The organism is Bordetella sputigena, assembly GCF_965137885.1.
In the GTDB taxonomy this organism is placed as follows: domain Bacteria; phylum Pseudomonadota; class Gammaproteobacteria; order Burkholderiales; family Burkholderiaceae_B; genus Bordetella_C; species Bordetella_C sputigena.
Genome location: NZ_CBCSCA010000004.1, coordinates 318,602 through 344,730 on the forward strand (window position 1 = coordinate 318,602; position 26,129 = coordinate 344,730).

Genomic DNA, 26,129 nt, shown 5'->3' on the forward strand with positions numbered 1-26,129 from the left:
TGGTAGGTCATGATGGCGGGATATGGGCGGCGCGAGTTTAACCGCCCATGCCCCGGCCCGGCTTGGACAAATTGTCCTGGTTCCGCGGATCAGGCGCTCGCCCTTGCCCGCAAGCGTTGGTTGATCGCCAGCAGGATCACGCTGGCCGTTCCGGCGAACAAGGTCAGCAGCAGCGTCAGGGTCATGATCAGGTCGACGTTGTGCAAGCCTATCGCGCTCATCAGCAGGAAGCCCAGCCCGCGCTGCGACGCGAACATCTCCCCCAGCAAGGTCCCGATCAGGGTCAGGGAAAACCCGATCCGCAGGCCGGCGAAGATCTCGGGCAGGGCCGAGGGAAACATGATCCGCGTCACCCTATCCCAGGGCCCCAGCCCCATCACCCGCCCGGTCTTCAGATGAACCGCCCGCACATTGCGCACCGCGTTGACGGTGAACAAGGCGATGGGAATCACGCCATGGATGGTGCCGAACGCCACCTTGGACGAGATCCCCAGCCCGAAGGCCAACAGCAGGATGGGATACAAGGTGATCTTCGGAATCGAATACAGGGCGATCAGCATGGGCTCGAACACCTCGCCCAGGAAGCGATGGCCGCCCAGCAGGAAACCCACGCCCAGGCCGATCACGACGGCCAGCACCAGGGCCATGCCGAACGCGCTCGCCGTTTCGGCCAGATGGCCGGCGAATTGCGATGTGGTCACGAACCGCAGCGTGAATTCCAGGGTTTGCGCCGGCGAACGCAGCGCCACGTCGCCGACCAGCCAGTAAAGCAGCTGCCACAGCGCCACCACCGCCACCAGCAGCGTCAGCGTATTGCGCAGTATCGAGGTGTCCCGGTTCATCGCAGCCCCCTGCGGGCCAGGATGGCTTTTTCCCAGCGGGCGAACAGCATATTGATGGAGACGGACACCAGCAGGATCAGCAGGATCAGCGGGTACATCGTCGTGTTGTCGAAGTTGTTGTACGCGAAACTGATTTCATAGCCCATGCCGCCGTTGGACATGATGAACTCCGCGCCGATGATGCCGATCAGGGAGTACGCCACCGCCAGCTTTGCGCCGGTCAGGATATAGGGCGCCGCATACGGCAGGGTGATGCGCCAGGCGGTTTCACGCACGCCCATATGCTGGATGCGCGCCGTCTTCAGCAGCACGTTCGGCACCCGGTCCAGGCCGTTCAAGGTGTTCACGATCACCGCCACCACCCCCAGCATCGCCCCGATGAAAATCTGCGGCGCCGCGTTCAGGCCGAAGATGATGATCAGCAGCGGGTAGAAGGCGAATACGGGAATCGCGTAGTACGTGGCGAACAGCGGCTCCAGCGTATCGCGCACGCGGCGCAGCCGGTGGATGATGCTGGCGCCCAGCACGCCAAGCACGACGGCCGCCAGGAAGGCGACCGCGGCATTGCCCAGGGTCTTGGCGATCGCGCCGTTCAACGTACCGGAGACCAGCATATTGAACATATCCACGACCATGCGGTGCGGCGGCTGCATGGTCAGCCTGTCGATGACGCCGGCCAGGCACAGCGCTTCCAGCAAGGCCACGCCGGCGAGCAGGATGGCGATGCGCCAGAGGCGGGCGCGGTTCATGGCCGCGCTCCGGCCTGCATGGCGCCGATGGACTTCATGGATTCCTCGCGCAGCGCGCGCCACAGCCGCGCGGTAATGGCGCCGAAGCGTTCGTCCTGCACGATGCGGCTGTCGCGCTCGCGCGGCCACCCGGTCTCCACGATATCGATGAGGCGCCCGGGGCGGGCCGACATCACGCCGATACGGTCGGCCAGCATCGCCGCCTCGTCCAGCGCGTGCGTGATCAGGAACACCGTCGCGCCCGTCTTGCGCCACAGGTTCAGGACCTCGTCGCCCATCAGCAGCCGGGTCTGCTGGTCCAGTGCGCCGAAGGGCTCGTCCAGCAGGATCAGGCGCGGTTCGGTGACCAGCGTGCGGGCGATGCACACGCGCTGCCGCATGCCGCCGGACAGCTGGGCCGGATAGCTGTCGGCGAACGGCGCCAGGCCCATCATGGCCAGGGCGCGGTCCACGCGGCGGTTTTTTTCCGCCGCGGCGATCTTCAGGCGGCGCAGGCCGAAGGCGATGTTGTCGCGCACGGTCAGCCAGGGAAAGGATGCGTCCTCCTGGAACACCACGCCGACGCCATCGGGAATGCGGCCGACGATGGGATCGCCTTCGAAGGCGACCTCGCCACGCGTGGCCGTGGACAGGCCCGCCACCAGCTCCAGCAGCGTGCTCTTGCCGCAGCCCGACGGGCCCACCACGGCGAAGAACTCACCCTGGCGCAGTTCCAGATCGATGGGCCCGAGCGCGTGCAAGGTGTCGTCGGGACCGCCGCCGGGCCGGGCAAACAGCTTGTCCACGCCGCGCATGGAGACGTGCGCGACGCCCGGGCCGGGAAGAGCATGCGGATAGACTTGCGCGACCTGGGCCATCTACTTCACCTTTTTCAGATCGTCGGGCAGGTAGCGCGTGTCGATCAGCTTGTCCAGATCGACGTCGCCCTTGATGGCGCCGACCATCTTCTGGACGTCGACGGCGCGCTTCAGGCCGTCCATGTGGATGTCGCCCGCGCCCCAGTACGGTACGCCGCCGGTGCGGCTGCTCACCAGGTTGCGCACGGCGGCGCGCGCGACAGCCGGTTCCAGGTTATAGACCTTGGCCACGATGTCGCCCGACTCGTCGGGATGTTTTTCCATGTACTCGACGGCGAGCCGGCGGCCACGGATCACGCCCTTGATGAAGGCCTCGCGCTGCGGCGATACGCCGGATCCGGCGGCGATGCCGATGACGTTGGCAATGGGCGGCAGCATGTCCTGCGCGACGGCGATGGCGCGATACGTGTCGCGGTACTTGGACCACAGCGGCTCCGGTATGGGGGTGGCGTCGACCAGCCCCGTATCCAGCGCCGCGACGCCTTCGCCGAAGCCGCCGGTCTTGACCAGCTCGACGTCTTCGGTCTTCAGGCCGCCCGACTGCAGCACCAGCGTCGCCAGCGCCTGGCTGGTGGAGCGCGGATTGGTATAGCCCATCTTTTTGCCTTTCAGGTCCTGCACCGATTTGATGGGCGAATCTTTTTTCACCGCCCACACGAACTCGGCCACCGTCAGCACGTTGTCGCTGACGATCTTGATGTCGGCACCCTGCTGCGCGGCCGCGATGACGGCGTTGGGATTGACCTCGGCATACGGCGCGTTGCCGGCCAGCATATTGCGCAGCGTGGTACCGCCGCCGGCGGAAGTCAGGATGCCGGTGACGTTGGCGCCCTCCTGCTTGAAGAAGCCCTTGGCCATGGCGACGGCGAAAGGCATGCCGTTGGCGGAAACGCCGTAGTTGCTGACGACGATATCCTCGGCCCGCGCGGCGCTGTTCAGGGCCAGCGCCAGCACGGCCGCGCCGGCAAGTGTCTTGATGATGGATGGTCTATGCATGGTCTCCTCCGTTTTTCTGGCCTGGCCCGGGCTGCCCCAGCCGGCTGCTGCTATTGACCCGCCTCGATGGCGCGCCAGCCCGCCAGGCCGGTCGCCCCATCGAGCGCCTGGCGCAGTTCGGCGCCCCGCGGCAGGGGCGCCAGCGGCTCGACGCCGTCGGCATGGCGCCGCAGGGCCGACAAACCATCGCGCAGCGCCTGCACCACGCGCAGGATCAGGCTGGCCGGGTACGACACCTGGGTAAAGCCCATCGCGCCCAGCTCGGCGGGGCTGAGCCAGGGCGTATCGCCGCCCTCGAACATCGCCGCCGACAAATAGGCGCCCTTGAGCGCGGCGCCCACGCGCCGGTAGTCCTCTTCGCGCCGCAGGCCCGCGATGAAGACGCCGTCGACGCCCAGCGCCAGGAAGCGCTCGGCGCGCCGCAGCGCCGCGTCCAGCCCCAGGGGCCCGTAGGCATCGGTGCGCCCGATGATGAAGGTTTCCGGATTGCGCCGCGCCTGCATGGCGGCCTTCAGCTTGGCTTCGATGATGGCCTCGTCGACGACCAGGGCGGCCTTGTCCGCGCGCTGCTGCTTATGGTCGCGGCTCTGGTCCTCCACCAGGAAACCGCTGACGCCGATGGCTTCGTATGCGGCCACCAGCCTGGCCACGCTCTTGACGTCGCCGTAGCCATCGTCGGCATCGGCGATGAACGGCAGGCTGGACGCCGCGGCGATATCGCGCAGGCCGTCGACCATATCGGTCAGGCCGATAAGGCCGATATCCGGGTAGGCATGGCGCGCGGCCAGCATGGCCGAGCCGCCGACCGCGAAGGCGTGGAAGCCCGCCTGCTCGATCAGGCGCGCCGAAAGCGCGTCGTGCGCCAGGGGCGTGACCAGCGGCGTTTCGCGCTTCAGGGCGTCGCGTAGGCTGGGACGGGTCATGGTGTGGAGCTCCTTTGCAGCGTGGCGGGAAACAGCCAGGCGGACTCGGCGCGCATGCGTGCGTAATACGCCTCGATGGCTGGCTGATGGGCCAGGGTCATGGCGATCTCGTCGTCGCCGCGCATCAGGGCCCGCGCGCGCGAAGCCGGTATCGAGAAGGGATAGGTGGCGCCGTCGGGGCCGGTGATCGTGGCGGTGGGGAGATCGACGCGGCACAACGGGGCCGGCTCGCGCGCTTGGGCGGGAGCATCGCCGCGCGCCGCCGCGTCGCGCAGTCGCCGATACGTCTCGCCATCGATGATCGCGGCGACCAGCCCATTGCGGAAGGCGTTCTCGTAGAAAATGTCCGCGAAGCCGGGCGCCACCACGCAGCCGATGCCGAAGCCCGCCAGCGCCCATACCGCGGCCTCGCGCGAACTCCCGCAGCCGAAATTCTCGTCGGCCAGCAGGATGCGGGCATGGCGGTAAGGCTCGCGGTTCAATACGAAATCCGGCCGCTCGCGGCCCTGCCCGTCATAGCGATAGCCGCCGAACAGGCCCTTGCCCATGTCGGCCGTCGCGGTGCGCAGCCACACGGACGGGATGATGGCGTCGGTGTTGATGTTGGCCATGGGCATGACGGCCATGACGCCCTCGATCTGGCGGACGGCTGGCCTCATGACCGCATCTCCTTGCGCACATCCGTGATGTGGCCGCGCAGCGCGGCCGCCGCGACCATGGCGGGACTGGCCAGATGGGTGCGGCTGCCCGGCCCCTGGCGGTTCTCGAAATTGCGATTGCTGGTGGCGATGCAGCGGGCGCCCGCGGGCACCATATCGTCGTTGATGCTGACGCACATCGAACATCCCGCTTCGCGCCATTCGAAACCGGCGGCGCGAAAGATCCGGTGCAGGCCCAGCGCTTCGGCTTCCCGCTTCACCGCCATCGACCCCGGTACCACCAGGGCGCGCACGCCGGCCGCGACGCGCCGTCCCTGTACGACCGCCGCGGCGGCCTGCAAATCGGAAAGGCGCGAGTTGGTACAGGAACCGATGAAGGCCACGTCCACGGGTATGCCTTCCAACGGCATACCGGGCGTCAGCCCCATATAGCGCAGCGCCGCGGCGACGCTATCGCGCTGCCTGGCGTCGGCATAGCCGGCCGGGTCCGGGACCCTGCCGTCCACCCCGCCGACCTGCGCGGGATTCGTGCCCCAGGTCACCTGCGGCGCGGCGCCCGCGCAATCGACGACCACGTCGCGGTCGAACACCGCGTCGTCGTCGCTGCGCAGCGTTCGCCAGGTTTGCAACGCCCGTTCGAAGTCCGCGCCCACGGGCGCGAACTCCCGGCCGCGCACATAGTCGAAGGTCGCCGCGTCGGGCGCGACCAGGCCCAGCCGCGCGCCCAGTTCGATGGACATATTGCATAAGGTCAGGCGGCCTTCCACGGCCAAGCTTTGCACGGCCTCGCCGGCGTATTCGACGGCGCAGCCGCGTCCGCCGGCCACGCCCAGCCCCCCCATGGCAAGCAGGATCAAGTCCTTGGCGGTGATGCCCGGGCCGGGCCGCCCCTGGAACCGCACGCGCATATTGCGCGGGCGCGCCAGGGCCAGCGTCTGGGTGGCCAGCACGTGTTCGACCTCGCTGGTCCCCACCCCGATGCCGAGCGCGCCCAGCCCGCCGGCCGTGGACGTATGGCTGTCGCCGCAGGCCAGGATGCTGCCCGGCAAGGCGAAACCGAGCTCCGGCGCGATGACGTGGACGATGCCCTGGCGCGGGTCGTCGATGCCGAAATGCCTGATATGCCCTTGCAAGGCGTTGGCGCGCATCAGGGTCAGCAGCTCGCGCCCGCCGGCATAGCTGTCTTCGTCGCGGCCCGGCCGGGTGGAGACGATGTGATCCTGCGTGGCGATGGTCAGCTCGGGATGGCGCACGGCGCGGCCTTCGCGCTTCAAGTTGGCGAAAGCGACGGCGCTGGTGGTTTCCTGCAGCACGTGGCGGTCGACGAAGATCAGGTCCCGCCCATCGTCCAGGCGGGCAATGAGATGGGCATTCCAGATTTTGTCGAAGACGGTGCGCGGATGCGCGACGGCCGGCGCCACCGTTGCGCCGGAGCGCAAGGCGCCGCCACCCTCGCCCATGGTGCGTGGCATGATTTTTTCTCCTCCAGGGATGCTGCGGCGCACCCCGGCTTATCCTGGCCCGCGCGGCCCTGGCCGGGCGGTTTTCCGCTTTCTTGGCGGAGGTTTTGCGTTAGGATAATTGCAAGCCCAGGCGCTTCAAACCAAAATTAATGCAGGCTCCCCTGAGAAAAAGTCAGAGCAGATGGCCAGACGCCTTCCCCCCTTGAACGCCCTGCGCGCCTTCGAGGCCACCGCCCGCAACGGCAGCCTGACGCGCGCCGCCCAGGAGCTGTCCGTAACGCAGGGCGCCGTCAGCCGCCACGTCAGCCAATTGGAGGAGTGGCTGGGCGTGCCGCTATGCCTGCGCCTGCGGCACGGCATCGAAACCACGGCCGAAGGGGCCAGCTATGCCGCGACCTTGCGCGCGGCGTTCGACCTGATCGAAACCCAGACACGCCAGCTGCGGGCGCGGCCCACCGACAATATCCTGCGCATCAAGCTGCCGCCTACTTTCGCCATACGCTGGTTCGTGCCGCGGCTTGCACGCTTTCACGCGCTGCACCGCCACATCGACGTACACATCACGACTTCGCACCAGCAGGTGGAATTCGACCGCGACGACGTGGACCTGTGCATACACTCGGGTCCGGCGCCCATCCCGGGCGCGATATGCCGCCGCTTGTTCGGCGAGATCTTGCTGCCGGTGTGCAGCCCCGGGCTATTCAGGAACGCCGAGCCGCCGCGCGAACCGGCGGATCTGGCGCGCTTCGTCCTGCTGTGCTCCATGCACAGGGCTTCCGACTGGCCCGACTGGCTGGCCGCCGCGCGGGTATCGACGATAGATGGCAACAGCGGCCTGAAATTCGAAAACTCCGCGCTGGCCTACCAGGCGGCAACCGACGAGTTGGGCATCGTCATGGCGCAGCGCGCCTTCGTCGAAGACGACCTGCGCACGGGTCGCCTGCTCGCGCCGCTGGCCCTGCGCGTCCAGACCGGCAATGCCTATTACCTGGCCTATCCCAAGGGCGGCCAGGACTCGCCGCTGATCAAGGCATTCGAAGCGTGGATCGTGCAGGAGACGGCACGGATGGAAGAGGCAGCCGGGTAACGCGGGCCGGCCGCCGCCGGGTCAGTTCCGCCGGCTTGCCGCCATCGCACCCGCGGCGCTCACTTGCCGCCATTGACGTTAAGAAAACCGCCGGTGGCGAAAGACGCCTTATCGCTCAGCAACCAGACGATGGCCTCTGCCACTTCCTCTGGCTGGCCGCCGCGACCCATGGGTATGGTGTCCTTCAGCCGGTCGACCCGCCCCGGCTCGCCGCCGCTGGCGTGCATCTCGGTATAGATATGCCCGGGGCGTACCCCGTTCACCCGGATACCCTCGCGCGCGACTTCCTTGGCCAGGCCGATGGTCATCGTTTCCAGCGCACCCTTGGTGGCGGCGTAATCGACGTACTCATTGGCGGAGCCCATCTGGGCCGATGAAGAGGACACGTTGACGATCGCCCCGCCCGCGCCGCCGCGACGGGTCGACATGCGGCGCACGGCCTCGCGCGAACACAGGAACGGCCCGATGGCATTGACCGCGAATATCCGCTGCAGGCGCTCATAAGAGATGTTCTCGACCCGGCTGTGGCTGGCGATGATCGCCGCGTTATTGACCAGTCCCGCGATGGGCCCCAGGCTGCGTTCGGCCGTGTCGAACAGCGCGATCACGTCCTCTTCTTTCGCCACGTCCACCTGCACGGCGATCGCTTCACCCCCGGCCGCCTTGATCGCCTTTACCACGTCTTCCGCGGACTTCGTGTCGGCGCGATAGCCGATGCACACCGCATATCCCTGTTGGGCGGCGAGCTTCGCGGTCGCCGCGCCGATTCCCCGGCTGCCGCCGGTGATGATCAATGTCCTGGCCATGAGAGAGAACCTCCTGTTTGAAGATGCGGGTAACGGGGTGAGCGATGTGCCGGCATGCGACGCATCGCCGCTCAGCGAGCGCCGTCGATGCGGCGCAGCCGCGAGGCAAGCGCGAGTGCCAGCGGCATGATGGCGAGCGCGGTGAGCGCCGCCGCCACCGTCGCGCCGTTAACGCCGATGTGATCGCCCAGCACGCCGTAGGCGACGGGCGAAAGCGCGCCCGATGCGATCGTGCCGGTATAAAAAAGGGCGAACGCACGCTCCGTGCGCTCGACGGGCGTCAGTTCGGGCACGGTTCCGTACAGCACGGACGATGTGCCATTGAGCATCAGGCCGAGCACCGGCAGAAGGACGATCGCTGGTGCCAGCGGCAGTGCGACCAACGCCAGGATCAAGGCCGCCGTGCCGCCCTCGGTGGCCAGTACGGTCCCGATCACGCCAGCCCGCGCGCCCAGCCAGCCACAGACGAATTTGCCGGCCGCGCCGCCGATGAAAATCAGCGCCAGCGCCGTACCCAGCATGGGCTGCGAGATGCCCTTCGCCTTCAACAGGAATGGCAGGAAGGTCAGCACGCCCATGCGCACGGCCGTATCCAGCGCGCCGATGGTGAACAGCAGCCAGAAACCCGATCCCGAGCCCTGGACGCCAGGGTTCACTGCTTCCTTTGCGGAAGCCGGCTGATTCAGTACGGCCGGGAGAAAAACCGCAATCAGCGCGGCCGTTGCGAGACCCAGCGCCGATGCTGCCCACAGGGCGTGGCGCCACGGCATCACGATCATCAGCAGCGAAATGGCCGCCGGCAGCGCGGACTTTCCCAGGTCGCCTGAAAAGTTGTAGATGCTGAGCGGTCCTCTGGCGTTGCGGCCATAGGCGCGCGAGACAGCGCCCGACGCCAATGGATGTTGCGTGCTGGAACCCATTCCGGAAATCGCGAGCGCCACGCACAAGCCCGCCAAGGTGGCGGACCACCCGGCGACGGCATAGCCCAGCGCCGCCAGCAGCGTGCCGAACGCAAGCGTGGCACGCGTCCCGAATCTTCGGGCGAGCCGTCCGGCGGGCAATTGCAGCGTCGCCATCGTGCCTGCGTAGACGCCGCGCAGGATGGCAAGCGCGCCGTAATTGAGCGCGAAGTCGGCCTGCCATACGGGCAGCAGGACATAGATCATGTCGGTGTACCCGTCGTGCAGCGCGTGCGCCACGCAAGCCAGCCACAGCACACGCGTGCGCGGACCCGAATCCCGGCGGCTCGGGATGCCAGCCAGGCGACCCATTGCGGAGGAGAAAGAAAAACGTCGCATGATTCGGCCAGGCCGCCAGGCGGGCGCGCCCGGTGGTGCCGGGAGTATTGGTACGAGACGTAGGCAGTCTAGGCGGGTCGGAATTCCAGTACAACTGACGTAAAATCGCCCGAGACGGGAGAAAAAGTCACCTATGACCATCGACCACCGTGACACCGGCGACGCGCCGGACGCGGAACACCTGCCGCCATTGAACGCCTTGCGTCACTTCGAGGCGGTTGCCCGCCTGGGCAGCTTCGCCGCCGCGGCGGCTGATCTGCACGTCACCCACTGGGCGGTCGGCAAGCAGATCCGGTTACTGGAAAACTGGTTCGGCGTGCCGCTCTTCGAACGCCGTCCACGCGGCGTCGTACCGACCGATGAAGGCGCCGCGCTGCTGAACGACGTCAAAAGCGCCTTCGCCCGCCTGAACAATTCCTCCAGCCGTCTGCGGCGCGCATCCATCACGCGGCGCGCCACCGGCGTCGTGCGGGTAAATGCACTGGCGAGCTTTGCCTTGTGCTGGCTGATCCCGCGCCTGGGCGATTTCCAGGCGCGCTATCCCGACATCGAGGTGCGGCTTTCGACCAGCTCGCGCAGATTGCGCTACGTGGGCGACGCGTACGACATCGGCGTGCGTTCCGGCCCCGAGGACGCGGCGAGCGTTGTCTCTACCACATTGATGCCGGATTTGCGCCTGCCCGCCTGCAGTCCCGCCGTGCTATCAAGCCAGCCCATCAGGACGGTCGCCGATTTGCGCGAGCACACGCTGCTGCACTCCGCAAGCACGCGCACCGCGTGGTCGGACTGGCTGCGCGAGGCGGGGGCGCCAGGCTTGCGGGGCATGCGTGATCTGCATTTCGACCATGTCTATCTGCAGCTGGGCGCGGCCACCGAAGGCCTGGGCGTCACGCTGGCATCCCTGCCGCTCATCGAACGCGAGATCGCGACGGGCCGGCTGGTATGTCCCTTATCCGAGCCGACATGGCGCGGCCCCGACTACACCCTGGTCTTGAACACCGACCGCGCGGACAACGACGCCGTCGTCGCATTCAAGAACTGGATCATGGCCGCCGCGGCCCAGGGTACGTCGACGGGGTGAATCAGCGGATGTCCAGCGGCTCGAAGGACTTCACCAGGTCGTCCAGGCGCTTGAGCTGGGTCAGGAACGGCTCCAGCTTGTCCAGCGGCAAGGCGCTGGGGCCGTCGCACTTGGCGTTGTCCGGATCCGGATGGGCTTCCAGGAACAGGCCGGCCAGACCGGCGCCCATGCCGGCTCGCGCCAGCTCCACGACCTGTTCGCGGCGCCCGCCCGACGCGGCCGCGCCGGCGGCACGCTGCTGCAAGGCGTGCGTCACGTCGAAGATCACCGGACGGTTGCCGCTGACTTTCTTCATCACCCCGAAGCCCAGCATATCGACCACCAGATTGTCGTAGCCGAAGCTGGTGCCGCGATCGCACAGGATCACCTGCTCGTTGCCGGCCTCGACGATCTTTTCGACCACGTTCTGGATCTGCGACGGGCTCATGAACTGCGGCTTCTTGATGTTGATGACGCGGCCGGTCCTGGCCAGCGCCACCGCCAGATCCGTCTGCCGGGCCAGGAAGGCCGGCAATTGCAGCACGTCGACAACCTGGGCGACCGGATCCGCCTGCCAGGGTTCGTGCACGTCCGTCAGCACGGGAACGCCGAATTCCTTTTTCACCGCCTCGAAGATCTTCAAGCCCTCTTCCATTCCGGGCCCGCGATAGGAATGCATGGAGGACCGGTTCGCCTTGTCGAACGACGCCTTGAACACATAAGGAATGCCCAGCTTGCGCGTCACCTTCTGATAGTGCTCGCACGAGCGCAACGCCAGTTCACGCGACTCCAGCACATTGATGCCGCCGAACAGCACGAAAGGCCGGTCGTTGCCGCAGACGATATCCGGCGTGATGGAAACGGGGGATTGAGGCATGATCTTCGGTCCGGCAGGGGAAAAGTAGAATCATAGTCTGCCAGCTCGCCACGCGAAAACGGCCGGACGCCCTGCCGAACCGACTACCATGCCCGATCAGCACGCCGACCACCACCTGCCCTCTGCCACCGAAATCCGCCTGGCTGCCCCGCACGACGATATTGCGCGGTTGACCGCCCTGCTCCACCGCGCCTACGCGCAACTCGGCAACATGGGCCTGCGCTACATGGCCGTCGATCAGTCCGTCGAAGTCACGCTGGCGCGCATGGCCAAGGCCGAATGCTATGTCGCCCTGCTCGATGGCGCCTACGCCGGGACCGTCCTGTTCAAGCCGCCGGCACATACCGGGGGCAGTCCATGGCTGGAACGCCCGGACGTGGCCGGCGTGGCGCAATTGGCGGTGGATCCCGATCTGCAGAAGCGCGGTTTGGGAGCGCGCCTGATGGCCTTGGTGGAAGCGCGTGCCGTAGCATGCGGCGCGAGCGAGATCGCGCTCGATACGGCGGAGCCGGCCGCGCATTTGAGGCGCTGGTACACATCGCGCGGCTACCGCTTCATCGAGTACGTGCAATGGAAGCACGCCAATTACCGCAGCGTGGTCTTGAGCAAAGCGTTGAACGCGGCCAGGCCGACGCAGGCCTGAAGCGCGGCGTCGCGGCTCATCAGCACCGCATTGGCGGCCTTGTTCAGGCGCGCGATGACCTCATGCGGACGCGGAACGATCGGCGGATCGGCCATACCTATAATCCCCTGAACCGCAGAGACCCTGACATGCTTATGTTTCGCCCTTCGAGCCTTCGCTCGCTGATCACCCTGTGCACCCTTGCGCGCGATGGCGCGGCGTTCCCGTCCCCGACGCGCGAACGGCCCGCCGATTTCGTCGATGTCGCCGCATTCAGCCGCCAGGACAAGCCGCGCAGCGTTCAGATCGACATGCGGTACGCCGGCAGCGACAACTTCATCGGCCGGCCCATAGCGGGATACGGCGCGAACAAATGCCTGCTTACTCAGGCGGCCGCGAGCGCCGCCATGCAGGTGGTCGATCAGCTGGAGCCCTACGGCCTGACCTTGCGATTCCTGGACGCATATCGCCCGCAACGCGCCGTGGACGATTTCATCGCCTGGGCCGGGACCCCAGGCGATGAACGGATGAAAGCGTCGTTCTATCCCGACGTCGACAAACAGCACCTGTTCAAGCAAGGCTATCTGGCGCAACGATCCAGCCACAGCCGTGGCAGCGCCATGGATGTCGTCATCGCCCCGATCGACGGCGCGCCGGGCGAGACGCTGGATTTCGGCACGCCGTACGACTACTTCGGCGCGGAATCTCATCCGTCATACCCCGCATTGTCCCCGGCGCAAAAGGCCAACCGGCTGCTGCTGCGCACCTTGATGGTCCAGGCGGGTTTCAAGCCGATAGAAACGGAATGGTGGCATTTCCAGCTCGCCGACGAGCCCTATCCTCAAACGTACTTCGACTTTCCGGTGGAATAGGCTACCGGCAGCCCCTTCGCCGCCAGTCGCCACACTGGGCCGCCGTAGCGCGCCGCGCCAGCCGGCTCGGCACGCGTTTTGCTCTACGTCGGACTCGTACTCAGCAAGGAGGAAAAAAATGTCCGACAACCTGACCGACCGCGGCCCGCGCGACCGCTCCCGCATCGCGCTGGATGAAGACTGGGAAATGCGCTACTGGACCAAGGAATTCGGCTGCACGCCCGAGCAACTGCGCGACGCCGTCCATAAAGCCGGCAGCAACTCCGTGGACAAGGTCCGCGAATACCTGAAGAAGTAGCGGACACATCCGCGACAAGAGGGATGCATGGACGAGGGGAGACCCCAGGTCTCCCCTTTTCATACGCTAGGATGCAGCCGGCTTGCGCTGCGAGATCAGCGTTCCACCCACGGCCCAGTTCTCCCGGGCCACATCCTCGAAAACCACAAAAACACTCTCGGGCGTGGCGCCGGCGTGCTGCTCCATGGCCTGCGTCACCACCTTCGCGATGGCCGCCTTTTGCTGCTCGGTGCGGCCTTCCAGCATTTCTATGCGTACGTACGGCATTCCAGTTTCCTTGGTTAGTGATGAATCCTGCGTCGCGGATTTTCAGGCCTTACCCGCGTCTTTGTCCATGATATTGCCTTCAAAGACCGGCGCCGCGACATCCACCGGTAATGCCAATACTTCGTCCACGACCTGTTGCAGCGTCGCCCCGACCGGCTTGAGACCGGCCTTGGCGCATGCCGCATGCAGCGCCGCCAGGGACTGCTCGTACCGGATCCGCGCCGGATCATTCTCGTCGCAGTAGTCGTAGTGGTTATGCGAAATCAGGTTGATCACCGGCACGCGCGGCGCGCGCTGTATGACCTGCGCCACCATGCTTTCGGCGATGGCGTCATAGCTCAAACCGTACTGACCGGCCCAATCGGTATCCGGACGCAGGTCGGGATGGAAGGCCCAGCCCTTCGAGCTTGCAAGCGACCGCGAAAAGTCCACCGCTACCGGCATGTTGACGAAATCCATCGTGCCCGCGATCTGCCGGAAACTCGCATGCGTGCGATGCGCATCAGGCAGCGCCCCGGCCCAGATCGCCTGCATTTCCGGCATGACGCGGCCCGGCACCGAGCATGACCCGCCCCGGAATCCCATATCCGCCAGGATTCTGAAGATACTGTCGTTCGCGGAGAAGGTGCCCGGCCGGAAGTACAGAGGCCACTCCCCCAGCGCCTGCTTCCACAGCGCTCCGGCCTCGCCCAGTACGCCATATTGCTCGGCGTCGGAAAGCGCGCCATAGTGCGACATATAGCGCTGGCCGCCGTGATAGGACATGGCGAACTTCCACGCATGCACGTGCAGGCCCAGGCACGCCCCCTGGTCGCGCAATCGGTCGTACACCACCGCCTGCTCGATAGCGGTTTCGGGATGGACGAAGAAAGTCACCGGCAGCCCATAGCGGCCCGCGATGGCCGCATAGCCCTCGGCCGCGCGTTGACCCAGCGACCATTCCGCGGGCCCCGTGGCTTCGGGATGAGCGGCATGTTTCCTGGGTTCACAGTCCATGGTGACGACGATCTTTACTTCTTTCATACGTTTGCCTCCCTCCGTATGCCGGCCGCCCGCCAGCGATCAGTTTGCTTTCGCGCCCGCGAACGCGACGATGTCCTTGTTGCGCTTCAGTTCCTCCTGCCAGAAGGACATGAACGCCGCCGGCGTCATGGGATTCACCTCGCCACCATTGGCGACGAAATAGTCGCGCACCTTCGGCTCGCGCACGACGTCGTTGACGGCCTGATTGAGCTCTTCCACCATCGCCGCGGGCATACCCTTGGGACCCGCCACGCCGCCCCAGAACGCGTAGTAGAGCCCCTTGACGCCCACTTCATCGAAGGTGGGAACGTCGGGCAGCGCTTCCAGGCGACGCTTGGACGCCACCGCCAGCGCGCGCAATGCGCCCGACCGCACCTGGGCAATCTGGGCCGCCGTGTCCACCGAGATATCCACCTGTCCTCCCAGCAGCGCCGCCAGGGCCGGCGCCGCGCCCTGGTAAGGCACATGGACCAGGTTCAATCCGGCCAGCCTGGTGAACAAGGCGCCCGCCAGATGGCTGGATGCGCCTATACCGCCGCTGCCGTAGGTGTACTTGCCCGGCTGCGCCTTCGCGGCCGCGATGAATTGCTGCGCGGTCTTGTAGTCGGACTTGCTGCCCACGTACAAGACATTGGGCGCGGCGGCGATAAACGCGACCGGTGTGAAATCCGTGACCGGGTCGTAATGCAAATCCTTGAACAGATAGGGCGCGGCCGTATTGGCGGCGCCTGTCGCCAACAAGAGGGTGCAGCCGTCAGGCCTGGCATTGTTGACGAAGCTATTCGTGCCTACCACGCCGCCGGCGCCCGGCCGGTTCACCACCACGATCTGCTTGCCCAGACGCTGCCCCAGCGGCTCGGCGATGATGCGAGCCTGCAGATCGGTGCCGCCGCCCGCGGGCCACGGCACGATAAGTTGTATCGACCCCGCGGGGCACAGCGAACTCGCGGCCGCGGTCGCGGATTGGGACACGCATAACGCGGCCAGTACAGCCAGGACCCTGCCCGGCCGATACCGCCTGGAAACAGCACTATCCACGTCAATTCCCCTTGACGATGCGGCCTGGCTTCGAGGCCGCGATATGCGCGTACGTGCGCGCGATCGATCCGCATTGCGGTCCGCCATCGCCCGCGCTGGCCGGGGCCAGTGCGTGACGGGATGGTCCGCACCATTGTCGACATGTCGACATGAGGTGTGAACCCGGGGATTTCCCGCAGGACCGGCGCCCGCCCGGCGGCTGGCGGCGAGGTAAGATTCCCCTCGTTCCCGGCGCCCTGCCCACTCCTATTCCTGCCATCTACACTGCCCCATGACCGAGGCCACTGCCACGCCCCGAAGCTCCCGCCGCCGCGGCGACGCCAGCGGCTTCACCGCCCGTTCGCTGCCCGAACAGGTCGCGGACAAGCTGCTGCAGGCCATCCTGGACGGTGAAATCCCCTCCGGCGCGCGCTTGCCGGAAATCGCATTGGCGGAGGAGTACAAGGTCAGCCGGGCGACCATACGCGACGCGCTGGCGCAGCTGGAGCGGCATCACTTCGTCGAGAAACTGCCCCGCTTCGGCTGCCGTGTGATCGAAGTGGATATGGCGGAAATCGCCGAGCTGTATGAGTTGCGCGCCATGCTGTTGGGCCTGGCCTCGGCGCGCGCGGCGCGCCTGGCATCGCAGGAAGACATCGACCGATTTGTCGAAGCCACCCACCACCTGCGCATCCTGGCCGACAACGACGCCAGCGCCGCGATATACAAGCGTGAAGTCCTATCCGCGCAGGCGCTGCTGATCGCGATGTCCAACAGCAAGTGGGTGCAGGACATGTACCAGCTGATCTCCAACCAGTCCTTGTGGCGCGTCATGGTCCGCGGCAAGAGCGTCGTCTTCGGCTCCAAGGAACGCCGCCAGCAATCCGCCACCGACTGGACCACCCTCGCCCGCACCGTCGCCCAGCGCGACCCCGCCGCCAGCGAAGCCGCCGCCCGCGCGCTTATCGGTGCGTCCTGGGATTACGTGCGGGAACGGCGCAGCGGGAAGTAGGTTGCGGCGAAGGCTGCGTGAAGAAGCACGGCAAAACTGACTGGGAGCGCGTCAAGACGGAGGCCGCAAAAGAGGCGCCAGTACTACGCGCCCCCGAAGCCGAGCCCTACGATCCGAACGACGAAGCCGCGGTACGCGCGTATTGGTGTGCGGCTCACGTCACGAGACGTGGCCGCTCGCGGCCAGGCAACAAAAAACCCACAGAGCTTGCGCTGTGCGGGTTTTAGGGCAATGCGAGCCAACTTTGTGAAAGCTGGTGGCGGAGACGGTGGGATTCGAACCCACGATGCAGTTTTTAGCCACATACTCCCTTAGCAGGGGAGCCCCTTCAGCCTCTCGGGCACGTCTCCGAAGAATTCGCGATTCTAGCATAAGAATCGGGGGCTTCGCTGTCATCCGCCCCACCGGCGCCTGCGTCAAGGCGCCGGGATGGCGGGCCTGGATTCCACGGTGGGAGACTCCAGGCAGCGCGGCCTCAGGCCTTTTCGCCGGGCGCCTGATCCAGGCCGAAGGCCTTGTGCAGCGAACGGACGGCCAGCTCCATGTACTTGTCGTCGATGATCACCGACGTCTTGATTTCGCTGGTGCTGATCATCTGGATATTGATGCCTTCGTTCGACAGCGTCTGGAACATCAGGCTGGCGACGCCGACGTGCGAGCGCATGCCGATGCCGACGATGGAGACCTTGCAGACCTTGTCGTCGGTGACCAGCTCACGCGCGTGAACCGCCGGCATGACGTCGCGCTTGAGGACGTCGATGGTGCGCAGGAATTCGTTGCGGTTGACGGTGAAGGAAAAGTCCGTGGTGCCGGCGACCGACTGGTTCTGCACGATCATGTCGACGTCGATGTTGGCGGCGGCGACGGGGCCCAGGATGGAGTAGGCGACGCCCGGCTTGTCCGGCACGGCGAACAGGGTGATCTTGGCTTCGTCGCGGCTGAAGGCGATGCCGGAGACAACGGCGGCTTCCATTTTTTCGTCATCCTCAAAGGTAATCAGCGTGCCCGAGCGCATTTCCTCGTCGAGCGGAATCATGGGGTCGGTCAGCGAGGACAGTACGCGCGTCGGCACGCGATACTTGCCCGCGAACTCGACGGAGCGGATCTGCAGGACCTTGGAGCCCAGCGAGGCCATTTCCAGCATTTCCTCGAAGGACACCACCGGCATGCGGCGCGCTTCCGGCACGACGCGCGGATCGGTGGTGTAGACACCGTCCACGTCCGTATAGATCAGGCATTCGTCGGCCTTGATGGCGGCGGCCACGGCGACGGCGGAAGTATCGGAACCGCCGCGGCCCAGCGTCGTGATGTGGCCTTCTTCGTCTATGCCCTGGAAGCCCGTGACGATGACGACGCGGCCGGCATCCAGGTCGGCGCGGATGCGGGCGTCATCGATCGAGGTAATGCGGGCCTTGGTGTAGGCGGAGTCGGTGCGGACCGGCACCTGCCAGCCGGCATAGCTGCGCGCCGGGACGCCTTCGGCCTGCAGCGCGATGGCCAGCAGGCCGCTGGAGGCCTGTTCGCCGGTGGCGGCGATCATGTCCAGTTCGCGGCCGTCGGGCTGCGGCGTGATTTCGCGGGCCAGGCCCAGCAGGCGGTTGGTTTCCCCTGCCATGGCGGAGGGCACGACCACGATTTTGTGGCCGGCGGCATGCCACTTCGCGACGCGGCGCGCCACGTTCTTGATGCGCTCGACCGAGCCCATCGAGGTACCGCCATACTTGTGAACGATCAGGGACATCTCGTACTCTGGCTGGAAATCTGCCGTCATGCCCGGCAGGCAAAGCTGGGTATTTTAGCGTGCTCGCGGAAAATCGCTGGTCGTTCAGCGGAGTTCGGTGCTCAGGCGGCCCGTCAGCGGCCTTCCCGCGACGCTACGCTGACGCGGCCGCGCACGCAGCGGACGCAATGATCGGCGTGGTTCCACACCAGGTGGCGGTCGTGGCCCAGGCTGTGCAACTGGCGCAACTGTTTCAGCAGCTCGGCCAGCCGGGCTTCCGTGGGCATGCGGGCGCCCTGCCCGGCCAGCCAGTGGCGCAGCACCTGCGCCTGGCGGGCGGGCGACAGCCGGCGCCACTGGGCCAGGGAAAAGCTGTCGCCGGATTCGGAAGGCTCCAAGCCGGCGAAATCTTCGCGCGCCACTTCGGCGAGGATCTGGGCGGCTTCGCCGGCCTGGCGGGCGTGGCGCGCCACGATGGCCTGCCACCCGGGCCAGCGCGCGTCCAGCGCCGGCACCAGCAGATTGCGCAAGGCCGCTCGCGTGTAGCGTGCGTCGGCGTTGGAAGGATCCTGCACCGGCTGCCAACCATGCGTGGCCGCGTAGGCCGCGGCCGCCTGGCGAATGGCGGCGCGGGGCACGTCCAGCCACGGGCGCAGGTAGACCACGCCGTCGCGCTCCGTGCGCGGCGACATGGCCGCCAGACCCGTGGGACCGGCGCCGCGCAGCAGGCGCAGCAGGACCGTCTCGGCCTGGTCGTCGCGGTGATGGGCCAGGAGGATATGACGCAGGCCGTGCCGCGCGGCCGCGGCGGCCAGCGCCTGGTAGCGGGCCTGGCGGGCGGCGGCTTCGATGCCGGTGCCGTCGGCGGTGTCGACCTGGACGTGCAGGATATGGACCGGCGCGTCCAGGGTGGCGCCGAGCTGCCGCACGGCGTCCGACCATGCGTCGGCCTCTTCGAACAGGCCGTGATGCACGTGCAGGAGATGCAGCGGTTTATCAGGCGCCGAAGGCGCCGGTGCGGAAGCCGGCCCGAAACCCGGCACAAATTTCCGCAAGACCATCGCCGCATGCACGGCCAGCATGACGGAATCGGCGCCGCCGCTGACGGCGACGCCGATCGGCTCGGGCACGATAGACGCCAGCGCGTCCCGCAGCGGGCGGATCAGCGCGATGCCGGGATCCGGCCGGGCGGCCGGGAGATCGTCATGCCGCCGCGGCTGCGGCTCGGCGCCCTTGGCTGGAATATCGTCGCCGGACGCCATGGCGCGCTCACTGTGAACCTAGACGCGCGCTTCCTGGACGCGGCCGTATGCCAGGACGCGTTGCAGGCGTTGTTCCACCAGCTGGTCGGCGGTCATGCCGGACAACTGGCGCAGGGTGTCGCTAAGGGCGCGCCGCAGCAGGCGCGCCATGACGCGCGGATCGCGATGGGCGCCGCCGACGGGTTCGTTGACCACGCGGTCGATCAGGCCCAGGTCCTTCAGCCGCGGCGCGGTGATGCCCAGGGCTTCGGCGGCTTCGGGCGCCTTGTCGGCGCTGCGCCACAGAATGGACGCGCAGCCTTCGGGCGAAATCACGGAATAGGTGGCGTACTGCAGCATCAGCACGGCATTGCCCACGGCGATGGCCAGCGCGCCGCCCGAACCGCCTTCGCCGATGATGGTGGAGATGATGGGTACGCGCAATTCAGCCATCGCGTACAGGTTATGGCCGATGGCCTCCGATTGGCCGCGCTCTTCGGCGCCGATGCCAGGATAGGCGCCCGGCGTGTCGACGAAGGTGAACACGGGGATATCGAATTTTTCCGCCAGGCGCATCAGCCGCAGGGCCTTGCGATAGCCTTCCGGCCGCGGCATGCCGAAGTTGCGCGCGGCGCGCTCCTTGGTGTCGCGTCCCTTCTGGTGGCCGATGACCATGCATGACGTGCCGTTGAAGCGCGCCAGTCCGCCGACGATGGACTGATCGTCGGCGTACATGCGGTCGCCGTGCAGTTCGTGGAAATCCGTGAAGATTTCCCGGACATAGTCCAAGGTGTACGGCCGCTGCGGATGGCGGGCGACCAGCGCGGTCTGCCACGGCGTCAGCTTGCCGTAGATTTCCTTGGCCAGGGCCTGGCTTTTCTGCTGCAGGCGTGCAATTTCGTCGGAGATGTCGACCGCGGAGTCGGCTTGCACGAAACGCAGCTGTTCGATCTTGTTGTCGAGCTCGGCCAGCGGTTGTTCGAAATCCAGGAAGGTATTGCGCATGTAGATGTGGTTCCGTTGTTGGGCCATGCGGCATCCGAGCGTGGCCTAGACCGCCAGCGGGTCCAGACTGCGCCACAGATACCAGGTTGCCACGGTACGCCAGGGTTGCCAGGCCAGCGAGACTTCTCGCGCCTCGAAGCGCGAGACGGGTTCGCCGCTGAAATAGTGTAGCGAGATCGCCTTCAGCAATCCCGGATCATCCAGCGGCAGTACGTCCGGCCGCTGCAGGTTGAAGATCAGGAACATCTCCGCGGTCCAGCGGCTGATGCCGCGGATGGCGACCAGCTCGTCGATCACCGCCTCGTCTTCCATCAGGGGCCAGCGGTCCGGATGGACCTTGCGCTCGCTGAAATGCACCGCCAGGTCCTGCACGTATTCCGCCTTGCGCTTGGACAGGCCGGCTTCACGCAGCCCCTCCACGCCCACCCGCAGCACGGAGGTCGGCGACGGCCGCGCGCCGGCCGCCTGCACGAAGCGCTGCCAGGCGGCTTCCGCGGCCTTGACGGAAATCTGCTGGCCGACGATGGAGCGGGCCAGCGTGACGAAAGGCGTGCCCAGCGGGGTCAGCCAGACCTCCGGATGCTGGGGGATGAGTTTTTTCAAAATGCGGTCGCGGCGCACCAGGTGGGCGACGGCGTCTTCCCAATAGTGCGGCTTGCTCACGGCGACATCGGCGCTCGACATGACGGGCGGCTCCTGGATGCGGCTCAAACCCGGCGCCAGTTGGTAACGCCGCCCGGCTTGTCTTCGAGCTCGATGCCGGCTTCGCGCAGCGCGGCGCGGATGCGGTCGGCCTCGGCGAAGTCGCGCTCGCGCTTGGCGGCGGTCCGCGCGTCGATCAATTCCTGGATGGTCTGTTCGTCCATGGCGGCCGACGGCGCGGCCGCCCCCAATTTGTACCGGGTGGGCGCGCGCAGATAGGCTTGCGGATCCTGCTGCAACAGGCCCAGGATGGCGGCCAGCCCCTTCAGCTGCCCCGCGGTGCGCGCGCTGCCGGTGCGATTGGCGTCGCCCGCCAGCTGGAACAGCGCGGCCACCGCCCCGGATGTGTTGAAGTCGTCGTCCATCGCGGCCTTGAAAGCCTGGGCCTGCGGCTCATTCCAATCCACGCCCTGGTCGTCCGGCGCGACGTTGGCCAGGGCCTGGTACAGGCGATCCAGCGCATTCTGCGCGTCGTTCAGATTGTCGGGCGTGTAGTTCTGCGGACTGCGATAGTGGTTGCGCGCAATAAAGAAGCGCACCATTTCCGCTTCGCGCGGATTGAAGACGTAGTCGGCCTGGCTGTCGTCCGGCTGGCCCAGCGCCACGGTCTGGCGGATGGTGCGGAAATTGTTCAGGGACTTCGACATTTTGTCGTCGTCGACCATGAGCGGACCGCAGTGCATCCACACGTTGGCGAGCACGCCGCCGAAGGCGCCTTCGGTTTGCGCGATCTCGTTTTCGTGATGCGGGAATTTCAGGTCCGGACCGCCGCCATGGATATCCAGCGGCAGGCCCAGCAGGCTTTTGCTCATGGCCGAGCATTCAATGTGCCAGCCGGGGCGGCCCAGGCCATAGGGCGACTGCCATTTGGTGTCGTCGGGCTCTTCGGTCTTTGCCGCCTTCCACAGCACGAAGTCCAGCGGATCGCGCTTGCCGGCGGCGACCGCCACGCGCTCGCCGGCGCGCAGGTCGTCCAGCGACTTGCCGGAAAGCTTGCCGTAGCCGGCGAAGCCGCGTACCGCGAAATTGACGTCGCCGTCTTCGGCTCGATACGCCAGGCCTTTGTCTTCCAGGCGGCCGATGATGTCGAGCATGTCGCCGATATGGGCCGTGGCGCGCGGTTCGTGGTCGGGCGGCTGCACGCCCAGGGCGCGCTCGTCCGCATGCATGGCATCGATGTAGAACGACGTTACGTCGCCGATGCGCCGGTTGGTCTGCACGGCGCGGCGGATGATCTTGTCATCGATGTCAGTGATATTGCGGACGTAATCCACTTGCAGGCCGCTGGCCCGCAACCACCGCTGCACGAGGTCGAAGCTGATCAGCATCCGGGCATGGCCGAGATGGCAATAGTCGTAGACGGTCATGCCGCACACGTACATGCGCACCCGGCCGGCTTCGACAGGGGTGAAAGGGACTTTCGTGCGCGATAGCGTGTCGTAGATATGCAGCATAGAAAAGAAGACCGCCGCGGGCGGCCAGGCGCTTCCTGGAGCAACCCTTGGGGTAGGTCTCGTGGGATTTCCCTGGTACAGGGCCCAGCTCGCCTGGACAGCTGGACACCCAGCCGGACACCAGCCGGACTTCGAAACTGAACCAAGGCTAAAATGGCGGTCGTCAAGTATAGCAAGCAGCCCGGCCGCGCGCCCATCGCGCAAGGCCGGGCCCACTCCGGAAATACCAGTGACCATCAAGACCAGATTCCTTCCGGCCCTGCTGGCAGTCGCCCTGCTATGGCTATCCCCGGGTTCCAGCCATGCCCAAGGCATGCCGGGCGGCGGCGGCCCCGGCCGCAACGCCAACGCAACCACGCTGGACGAACCCCCGCCGGAAGGCGGCTGGGACGCGCTGGCGCGTCTGCTGGAAGCCGCGAAGCCCGGCGTGGACACGCGCCTGCAGCCCACGCCGTCGCAGATCACCGACCGCATCGAACAGCTGATCACCGCCGGCCGCAATGACGAAGCGCTGGCGATGATCGAAAAGCGTCTGGCCGAAACGGCCAATCCGCCCGCGCCCGGCGGCACCGACGTGCAGCTGGAATTCCAGCATGCGCGCGTGCTGGCGGCCATGGGACGTGACCAGGAAGCGCTGGACATCTACGAAGATATGACGTCCCGGTTTCCGGAACTTCCGGAACCGTGGAATAACATGGCGGTCATCTATGCCAAGCGCGGCGAAATCGATCGCGCCGAAACCGCCATCCGCAACGCCCTGCGCGCCGATCCCAATTACGCGGCCGCGCGAGCCAACCTGGCCGACATCCAGCTGGCCCAGGCCAAGCGCTCATATGGCGAAGCGGCGAAACTCGGCGTCACGGGCAGCGGCAACAAAGCCCGCGCCGTCGACAACCTGCTGAAGGGACCAAGCAAACAATGATGTTCTCAGCTTCTGTACTGCGTGTGCTGCGCCATGCGGCATGCGGCGTGGCGCTTGCCGCGATCCTGCCGGCAACCGCCGGCGCCGCGCCCACCGGCGCGGCTTCAACCCACACTACCGAGGGTAAACAGTCCATGTCTTCTTCCCCCCGCGTCAAGATGACGACCAACTACGGCGCCTTTGTCATTACTCTGGATGCCGACAAGGCGCCGAAGACGGTGGCCAACTTCCTGACCTATACCAAGGAAGGGTTCTACAACAACACGGTCTTCCATCGCGTCATCGACGGCTTCATGATCCAGGGCGGCGGTTTCGAACCCGGCATGAAGCAGAAGCAAACCCACGCGCCCGTGGAAAACGAAGCCAACAACGGCCTGAAGAACGACAAGTACACCGTCGCCATGGCCCGTACCAGCGACCCGCAATCGGCCACCGCGCAATTCTTCATCAACGTCGCCGACAATGACTTCCTGAACTTCACCGCGCCCACCGCCAACGGCTGGGGCTATGCGGTGTTCGGCAAGGTCACCGAAGGCACCGACGTGGTCGACAAGATCAAGGCGGTCAAGACCGGCAACAGCGGTTTCCACCAGAACGTGCCGGCGCAGGACGTCGTTATCGAAAAGGCCGAAGTCCTTGAATAAGGTCACGCTGCCCGGAACCATCTGGGTGGCGTCGGATATGCATCTGGGGCCGGCGGCGCCGGCCACGTCCGAAGCCTTCCTGGGCTTCCTGGAAGCGGCGGCGGCCGAAGCATCGGCCGTCCTGTTGCCGGGCGATATTTTCGACGCATGGATCGGCGACGATGTCATCCGGCAGGCGCCGCCCTGGCTGGCGACCATTCTGCACGCCATCAAGCGGACGACGGCCACCATTCCCGTCTGGCTGGGCCGCGGCAATCGGGACTTCCTGATCGGCCAGGAGCTGGCCGAAGCCGTGGGCGCGCATCTGCTGCCCGAGCCTGCCTTGCTGGATACGGACTACGGCCCCGTCCTGCTGACGCACGGCGACGAGCTCTGCCTGGACGACCAGGCCTACCAGGCCTTCCGGGCCATGGTGCGCGATCCCAAGTGGCAGCAGGAATTCCTGGGCAAATCCATACCGGAACGCCTGGCGCTGGCGCAGCAGGCGCGCGGCGAAAGCCAGGCCGCCACGCAGGCCCTGCAAGCCTCGCAGGCGGAGATCATGGACGTGAATCCCGGCGCGGTGGAAGCCCTGTTTCGCGATACCGGCGTGCCGACGCTGGTGCACGGCCATACCCATCGGCCGGACCGGCACGTATTGAACGTGGCCGGCAAGCGGCGCGAACGCTGGGTGCTGCCCGACTGGGATTGCGATCATGCCAAGCCGCCGCGCGGCGGCTGGCTGGCAATCGACCGCGACGGGCTGCAGTTCTTCGATCTGGAATTGGCCTGAGGCCCGCCTGCCGGCGGGCAGGCAGCGGGGCTGAAATGCCCCGCTGCTCGCGCTATATCACCGCGTGAACAGCACCAGCGCGACCACGATGCCCAGTGCGATGCGATACCAGGCGAAGACGCGATAAGTGTGGTTCGCCACGAAGCGCAGCACCGCGCGCACCACGAGCAGCGCGCTCAGGAACGCGGCGATGAAGCCGACGGCGATACCGACCACGTCGTGCTGGCTGAGCACGCTCATGTTGCGGTAGGAATCGTAGACCGCGGCGCCCAGCATCGTCGGCATGGCCAGGAAGAATGAAAACTCGGTGGCCGTCTTGCGCTGGATGCCGGCGATCATGCCGCCGATGATCGTGGACCCGGAACGCGACACGCCGGGGATCATGGCCACGCATTGCGCGGCGCCCACGCCCAGCGCCTGCTTCCACGTGATGTCTTCCAGGCGGTGCGCCGTGGCGTGGGCCTGCGAAGCACTGTCGTCGCCCCCCGCGCCGGCGGCGGCGCCGCGCGTGCGATGCGTATGGCGTTCGACGTACAGCATGATCAACCCGCCGAGCACCAGCGTCACCGCCACCACGCCCGGGTGGTAGAACAGGTTCTTGATGGCGCGGATGAAGATGGCGCCGATGATCGCGGCGGGCAGGAAAGCCACCAGCAGATTGCGGGTGAACATCACTTCGCTGCGTACGCCGGTGAACGTGCCGTGGATCAGCTGCCACAGGCGCGCGCGGAAGATCCACATCACCGCGAGGATGGAGCCGAACTGGATGACGACTTCGAACACCTTGGCCGAACTCGACTGGAAGTTGATCCAGTCGCCGATCAGGATAAGGTGCCCCGTGCTGGACACCGGGATGAACTCGGTCAGGCCTTCGATGATGCCCAGAAAGAAGGCCTTGATCAGATAAAGCGTGTAGTCGGTCACAATGTGCGGCTCGGATG

Annotated in this window: 27 protein-coding genes, 1 tRNA gene and 1 pseudogene; 9 read left to right on the plus strand and 20 right to left on the minus strand. The window is 66.4% G+C overall.

All coding sequences use genetic code 11. The annotated features are described in order from the left end of the window. Positions 1–89 precede the first annotated feature (89 nt). The 7 genes from ACNA0R_RS10075 to leuC are packed head-to-tail and all read right to left on the minus strand — an operon-like array spanning position 90 to position 6,498. Entirely contained in the window at positions 90–842 is a 753-nt protein-coding gene (locus ACNA0R_RS10075; RefSeq protein WP_415825852.1) for an ABC transporter permease, read from the minus strand. Beyond that, the gene (locus ACNA0R_RS10080; RefSeq protein WP_415825853.1) at positions 839–1,591 is read right to left on the minus strand and encodes an ABC transporter permease; all 753 of its coding nucleotides are present in this window, start codon (positions 1,589–1,591) and stop codon (positions 839–841) included. The genes ACNA0R_RS10075 and ACNA0R_RS10080 overlap by 4 nt, the downstream gene beginning before the upstream one ends. Further along, on the minus strand, positions 1,588–2,448 hold the full coding sequence (locus tag ACNA0R_RS10085; protein WP_415825854.1) for an ABC transporter ATP-binding protein: 861 nt from the start codon (positions 2,446–2,448) through the stop codon (positions 1,588–1,590). Before ACNA0R_RS10085 ends, ACNA0R_RS10080 begins: the two co-directional genes overlap by 4 nt. Beyond that, the gene (locus tag ACNA0R_RS10090; protein WP_415825855.1) at positions 2,449–3,444 is read right to left on the minus strand and encodes an ABC transporter substrate-binding protein; all 996 of its coding nucleotides are present in this window, start codon (positions 3,442–3,444) and stop codon (positions 2,449–2,451) included. Between the two features lie 50 nt (positions 3,445–3,494). After that, positions 3,495–4,367 carry an isocitrate lyase/PEP mutase family protein gene (locus ACNA0R_RS10095; protein WP_415825856.1) on the minus strand — a complete coding sequence of 291 codons (873 nt, stop codon included), beginning with the start codon at positions 4,365–4,367 and terminating at the stop codon, positions 3,495–3,497. Beyond that, complete coding sequence (leuD, locus tag ACNA0R_RS10100; RefSeq protein WP_415825857.1) at positions 4,364–5,026, minus strand: 3-isopropylmalate dehydratase small subunit; 663 nt, start codon at positions 5,024–5,026, stop codon at positions 4,364–4,366. Before leuD ends, ACNA0R_RS10095 begins: the two co-directional genes overlap by 4 nt. Further along, positions 5,023–6,498 carry a 3-isopropylmalate dehydratase large subunit gene (leuC, locus tag ACNA0R_RS10105; protein WP_415825858.1) on the minus strand — a complete coding sequence of 492 codons (1,476 nt, stop codon included), beginning with the start codon at positions 6,496–6,498 and terminating at the stop codon, positions 5,023–5,025. The genes leuD and leuC overlap by 4 nt, the downstream gene beginning before the upstream one ends. A 172-nt stretch (positions 6,499–6,670) precedes the next feature. Between leuC and gcvA the strand changes: the two genes are divergently transcribed. Further along, the gene (gcvA, locus tag ACNA0R_RS10110) at positions 6,671–7,576 is read left to right on the plus strand and encodes a transcriptional regulator GcvA (RefSeq protein ID WP_415825859.1); all 906 of its coding nucleotides are present in this window, start codon (positions 6,671–6,673) and stop codon (positions 7,574–7,576) included. 59 nt (positions 7,577–7,635) lie between these two features. Here gcvA and ACNA0R_RS10115 read toward each other — a convergent pair whose 3' ends face one another. Together ACNA0R_RS10115 and ACNA0R_RS10120 are read right to left on the minus strand one after the other, a co-directional pair. Continuing rightward, positions 7,636–8,382 (minus strand): SDR family oxidoreductase, encoded by a 747-nt coding sequence (locus ACNA0R_RS10115; RefSeq protein WP_415825860.1) that lies wholly within the window; start codon positions 8,380–8,382, stop codon positions 7,636–7,638. 71 nt (positions 8,383–8,453) lie between these two features. Then, positions 8,454–9,653 (minus strand): MFS transporter, encoded by a 1,200-nt coding sequence (locus ACNA0R_RS10120; RefSeq protein ID WP_415826065.1) that lies wholly within the window; start codon positions 9,651–9,653, stop codon positions 8,454–8,456. Between the two features lie 160 nt (positions 9,654–9,813). On the opposite strand from ACNA0R_RS10120, the gene ACNA0R_RS10125 reads away from it, so the two are divergent. Further along, complete coding sequence (locus ACNA0R_RS10125) at positions 9,814–10,761, plus strand: LysR substrate-binding domain-containing protein (RefSeq protein WP_415825861.1); 948 nt, start codon at positions 9,814–9,816, stop codon at positions 10,759–10,761. A gap of 1 nt (position 10,762) precedes the next feature. Here ACNA0R_RS10125 and kdsA read toward each other — a convergent pair whose 3' ends face one another. Further along, positions 10,763–11,617, minus strand: coding sequence for a 3-deoxy-8-phosphooctulonate synthase (gene kdsA / locus ACNA0R_RS10130; protein ID WP_415825862.1), 855 nt, complete (start codon positions 11,615–11,617; stop codon positions 10,763–10,765). Positions 11,618–11,705: 88 nt separating this feature from the next. Here kdsA and ACNA0R_RS10135 point away from each other — a divergent pair, with 88 nt between their 5' ends. The 3 genes from ACNA0R_RS10135 (at position 11,706) to ACNA0R_RS10145 (ending at position 13,409) form a co-directional block, all read left to right on the plus strand. Further along, positions 11,706–12,260, plus strand: coding sequence for a GNAT family N-acetyltransferase (locus ACNA0R_RS10135; RefSeq protein WP_415825863.1), 555 nt, complete (start codon positions 11,706–11,708; stop codon positions 12,258–12,260). After that, complete coding sequence (locus ACNA0R_RS10140) at positions 12,188–13,111, plus strand: M15 family metallopeptidase (RefSeq protein ID WP_415825864.1); 924 nt, start codon at positions 12,188–12,190, stop codon at positions 13,109–13,111. Before ACNA0R_RS10135 ends, ACNA0R_RS10140 begins: the two co-directional genes overlap by 73 nt. 118 nt (positions 13,112–13,229) lie before the next feature. Then, complete coding sequence (locus ACNA0R_RS10145; RefSeq protein ID WP_415825865.1) at positions 13,230–13,409, plus strand: DUF3606 domain-containing protein; 180 nt, start codon at positions 13,230–13,232, stop codon at positions 13,407–13,409. A 66-nt stretch (positions 13,410–13,475) separates the two neighbouring features. Here ACNA0R_RS10145 and ACNA0R_RS10150 read toward each other — a convergent pair. The 3 genes and pseudogenes from ACNA0R_RS10150 to ACNA0R_RS10160 all read right to left on the minus strand — a co-directional run. Next, positions 13,476–13,679, minus strand: a pseudogene (locus tag ACNA0R_RS10150) (2-hydroxymuconate tautomerase); the annotation flags it as partial. Between the two features lie 39 nt (positions 13,680–13,718). Continuing rightward, positions 13,719–14,699, minus strand: coding sequence for a polysaccharide deacetylase family protein (locus ACNA0R_RS10155; protein WP_415825866.1), 981 nt, complete (start codon positions 14,697–14,699; stop codon positions 13,719–13,721). Positions 14,700–14,738: 39 nt separating this feature from the next. After that, a complete protein-coding gene (locus ACNA0R_RS10160; protein ID WP_415825867.1) occupies positions 14,739–15,671 on the minus strand; it encodes a Bug family tripartite tricarboxylate transporter substrate binding protein in 933 nt (310 codons plus the stop codon). 337 nt (positions 15,672–16,008) lie between these two features. On the opposite strand from ACNA0R_RS10160, the gene ACNA0R_RS10165 reads away from it, so the two are divergent. Further along, positions 16,009–16,728 carry a GntR family transcriptional regulator gene (locus tag ACNA0R_RS10165; protein ID WP_415825868.1) on the plus strand — a complete coding sequence of 240 codons (720 nt, stop codon included), beginning with the start codon at positions 16,009–16,011 and terminating at the stop codon, positions 16,726–16,728. Between the two features lie 257 nt (positions 16,729–16,985). On the opposite strand, the gene ACNA0R_RS10170 is transcribed toward ACNA0R_RS10165, so the two are convergent. The 6 genes from ACNA0R_RS10170 to cysS all read right to left on the minus strand — a co-directional run bounded on the left by ACNA0R_RS10170 (position 16,986) and on the right by cysS (position 22,850). After that, positions 16,986–17,078, minus strand: a tRNA-Ser gene (locus ACNA0R_RS10170). Positions 17,079–17,203: 125 nt separating this feature from the next. Next, positions 17,204–18,469 carry an aspartate kinase gene (locus ACNA0R_RS10175; protein ID WP_415825869.1) on the minus strand — a complete coding sequence of 422 codons (1,266 nt, stop codon included), beginning with the start codon at positions 18,467–18,469 and terminating at the stop codon, positions 17,204–17,206. Positions 18,470–18,582: 113 nt separating this feature from the next. Then, entirely contained in the window at positions 18,583–19,692 is a 1,110-nt protein-coding gene (gene tilS / locus ACNA0R_RS10180; protein ID WP_415826066.1) for a tRNA lysidine(34) synthetase TilS, read from the minus strand. A gap of 36 nt (positions 19,693–19,728) precedes the next feature. Further along, a complete protein-coding gene (locus ACNA0R_RS10185; protein ID WP_415826067.1) occupies positions 19,729–20,694 on the minus strand; it encodes an acetyl-CoA carboxylase carboxyltransferase subunit alpha in 966 nt (321 codons plus the stop codon). A 45-nt stretch (positions 20,695–20,739) separates the two neighbouring features. After that, positions 20,740–21,378 (minus strand): DNA-3-methyladenine glycosylase family protein, encoded by a 639-nt coding sequence (locus ACNA0R_RS10190; protein ID WP_415825870.1) that lies wholly within the window; start codon positions 21,376–21,378, stop codon positions 20,740–20,742. Positions 21,379–21,401: 23 nt separating this feature from the next. Then, the gene (gene cysS / locus ACNA0R_RS10195; protein ID WP_415825871.1) at positions 21,402–22,850 is read right to left on the minus strand and encodes a cysteine--tRNA ligase; all 1,449 of its coding nucleotides are present in this window, start codon (positions 22,848–22,850) and stop codon (positions 21,402–21,404) included. 229 nt (positions 22,851–23,079) lie between these two features. On the opposite strand from cysS, the gene ACNA0R_RS10200 reads away from it, so the two are divergent. From ACNA0R_RS10200 to ACNA0R_RS10210, 3 genes are all read left to right on the plus strand, one after another. Then, entirely contained in the window at positions 23,080–23,772 is a 693-nt protein-coding gene (locus ACNA0R_RS10200; protein ID WP_415825872.1) for a tetratricopeptide repeat protein, read from the plus strand. Positions 23,773–23,906: 134 nt separating this feature from the next. Continuing rightward, positions 23,907–24,416 (plus strand): peptidylprolyl isomerase, encoded by a 510-nt coding sequence (locus ACNA0R_RS10205; RefSeq protein ID WP_086067731.1) that lies wholly within the window; start codon positions 23,907–23,909, stop codon positions 24,414–24,416. Further along, positions 24,409–25,188 carry a UDP-2,3-diacylglucosamine diphosphatase gene (locus ACNA0R_RS10210; protein WP_415825873.1) on the plus strand — a complete coding sequence of 260 codons (780 nt, stop codon included), beginning with the start codon at positions 24,409–24,411 and terminating at the stop codon, positions 25,186–25,188. The genes ACNA0R_RS10205 and ACNA0R_RS10210 overlap by 8 nt, the downstream gene beginning before the upstream one ends. Positions 25,189–25,245: 57 nt before the next feature. On the opposite strand, the gene ACNA0R_RS10215 is transcribed toward ACNA0R_RS10210, so the two are convergent. Further along, a complete protein-coding gene (locus ACNA0R_RS10215; protein WP_415825874.1) occupies positions 25,246–26,112 on the minus strand; it encodes an undecaprenyl-diphosphate phosphatase in 867 nt (288 codons plus the stop codon). Positions 26,113–26,129: the final 17 nt, after the last annotated feature.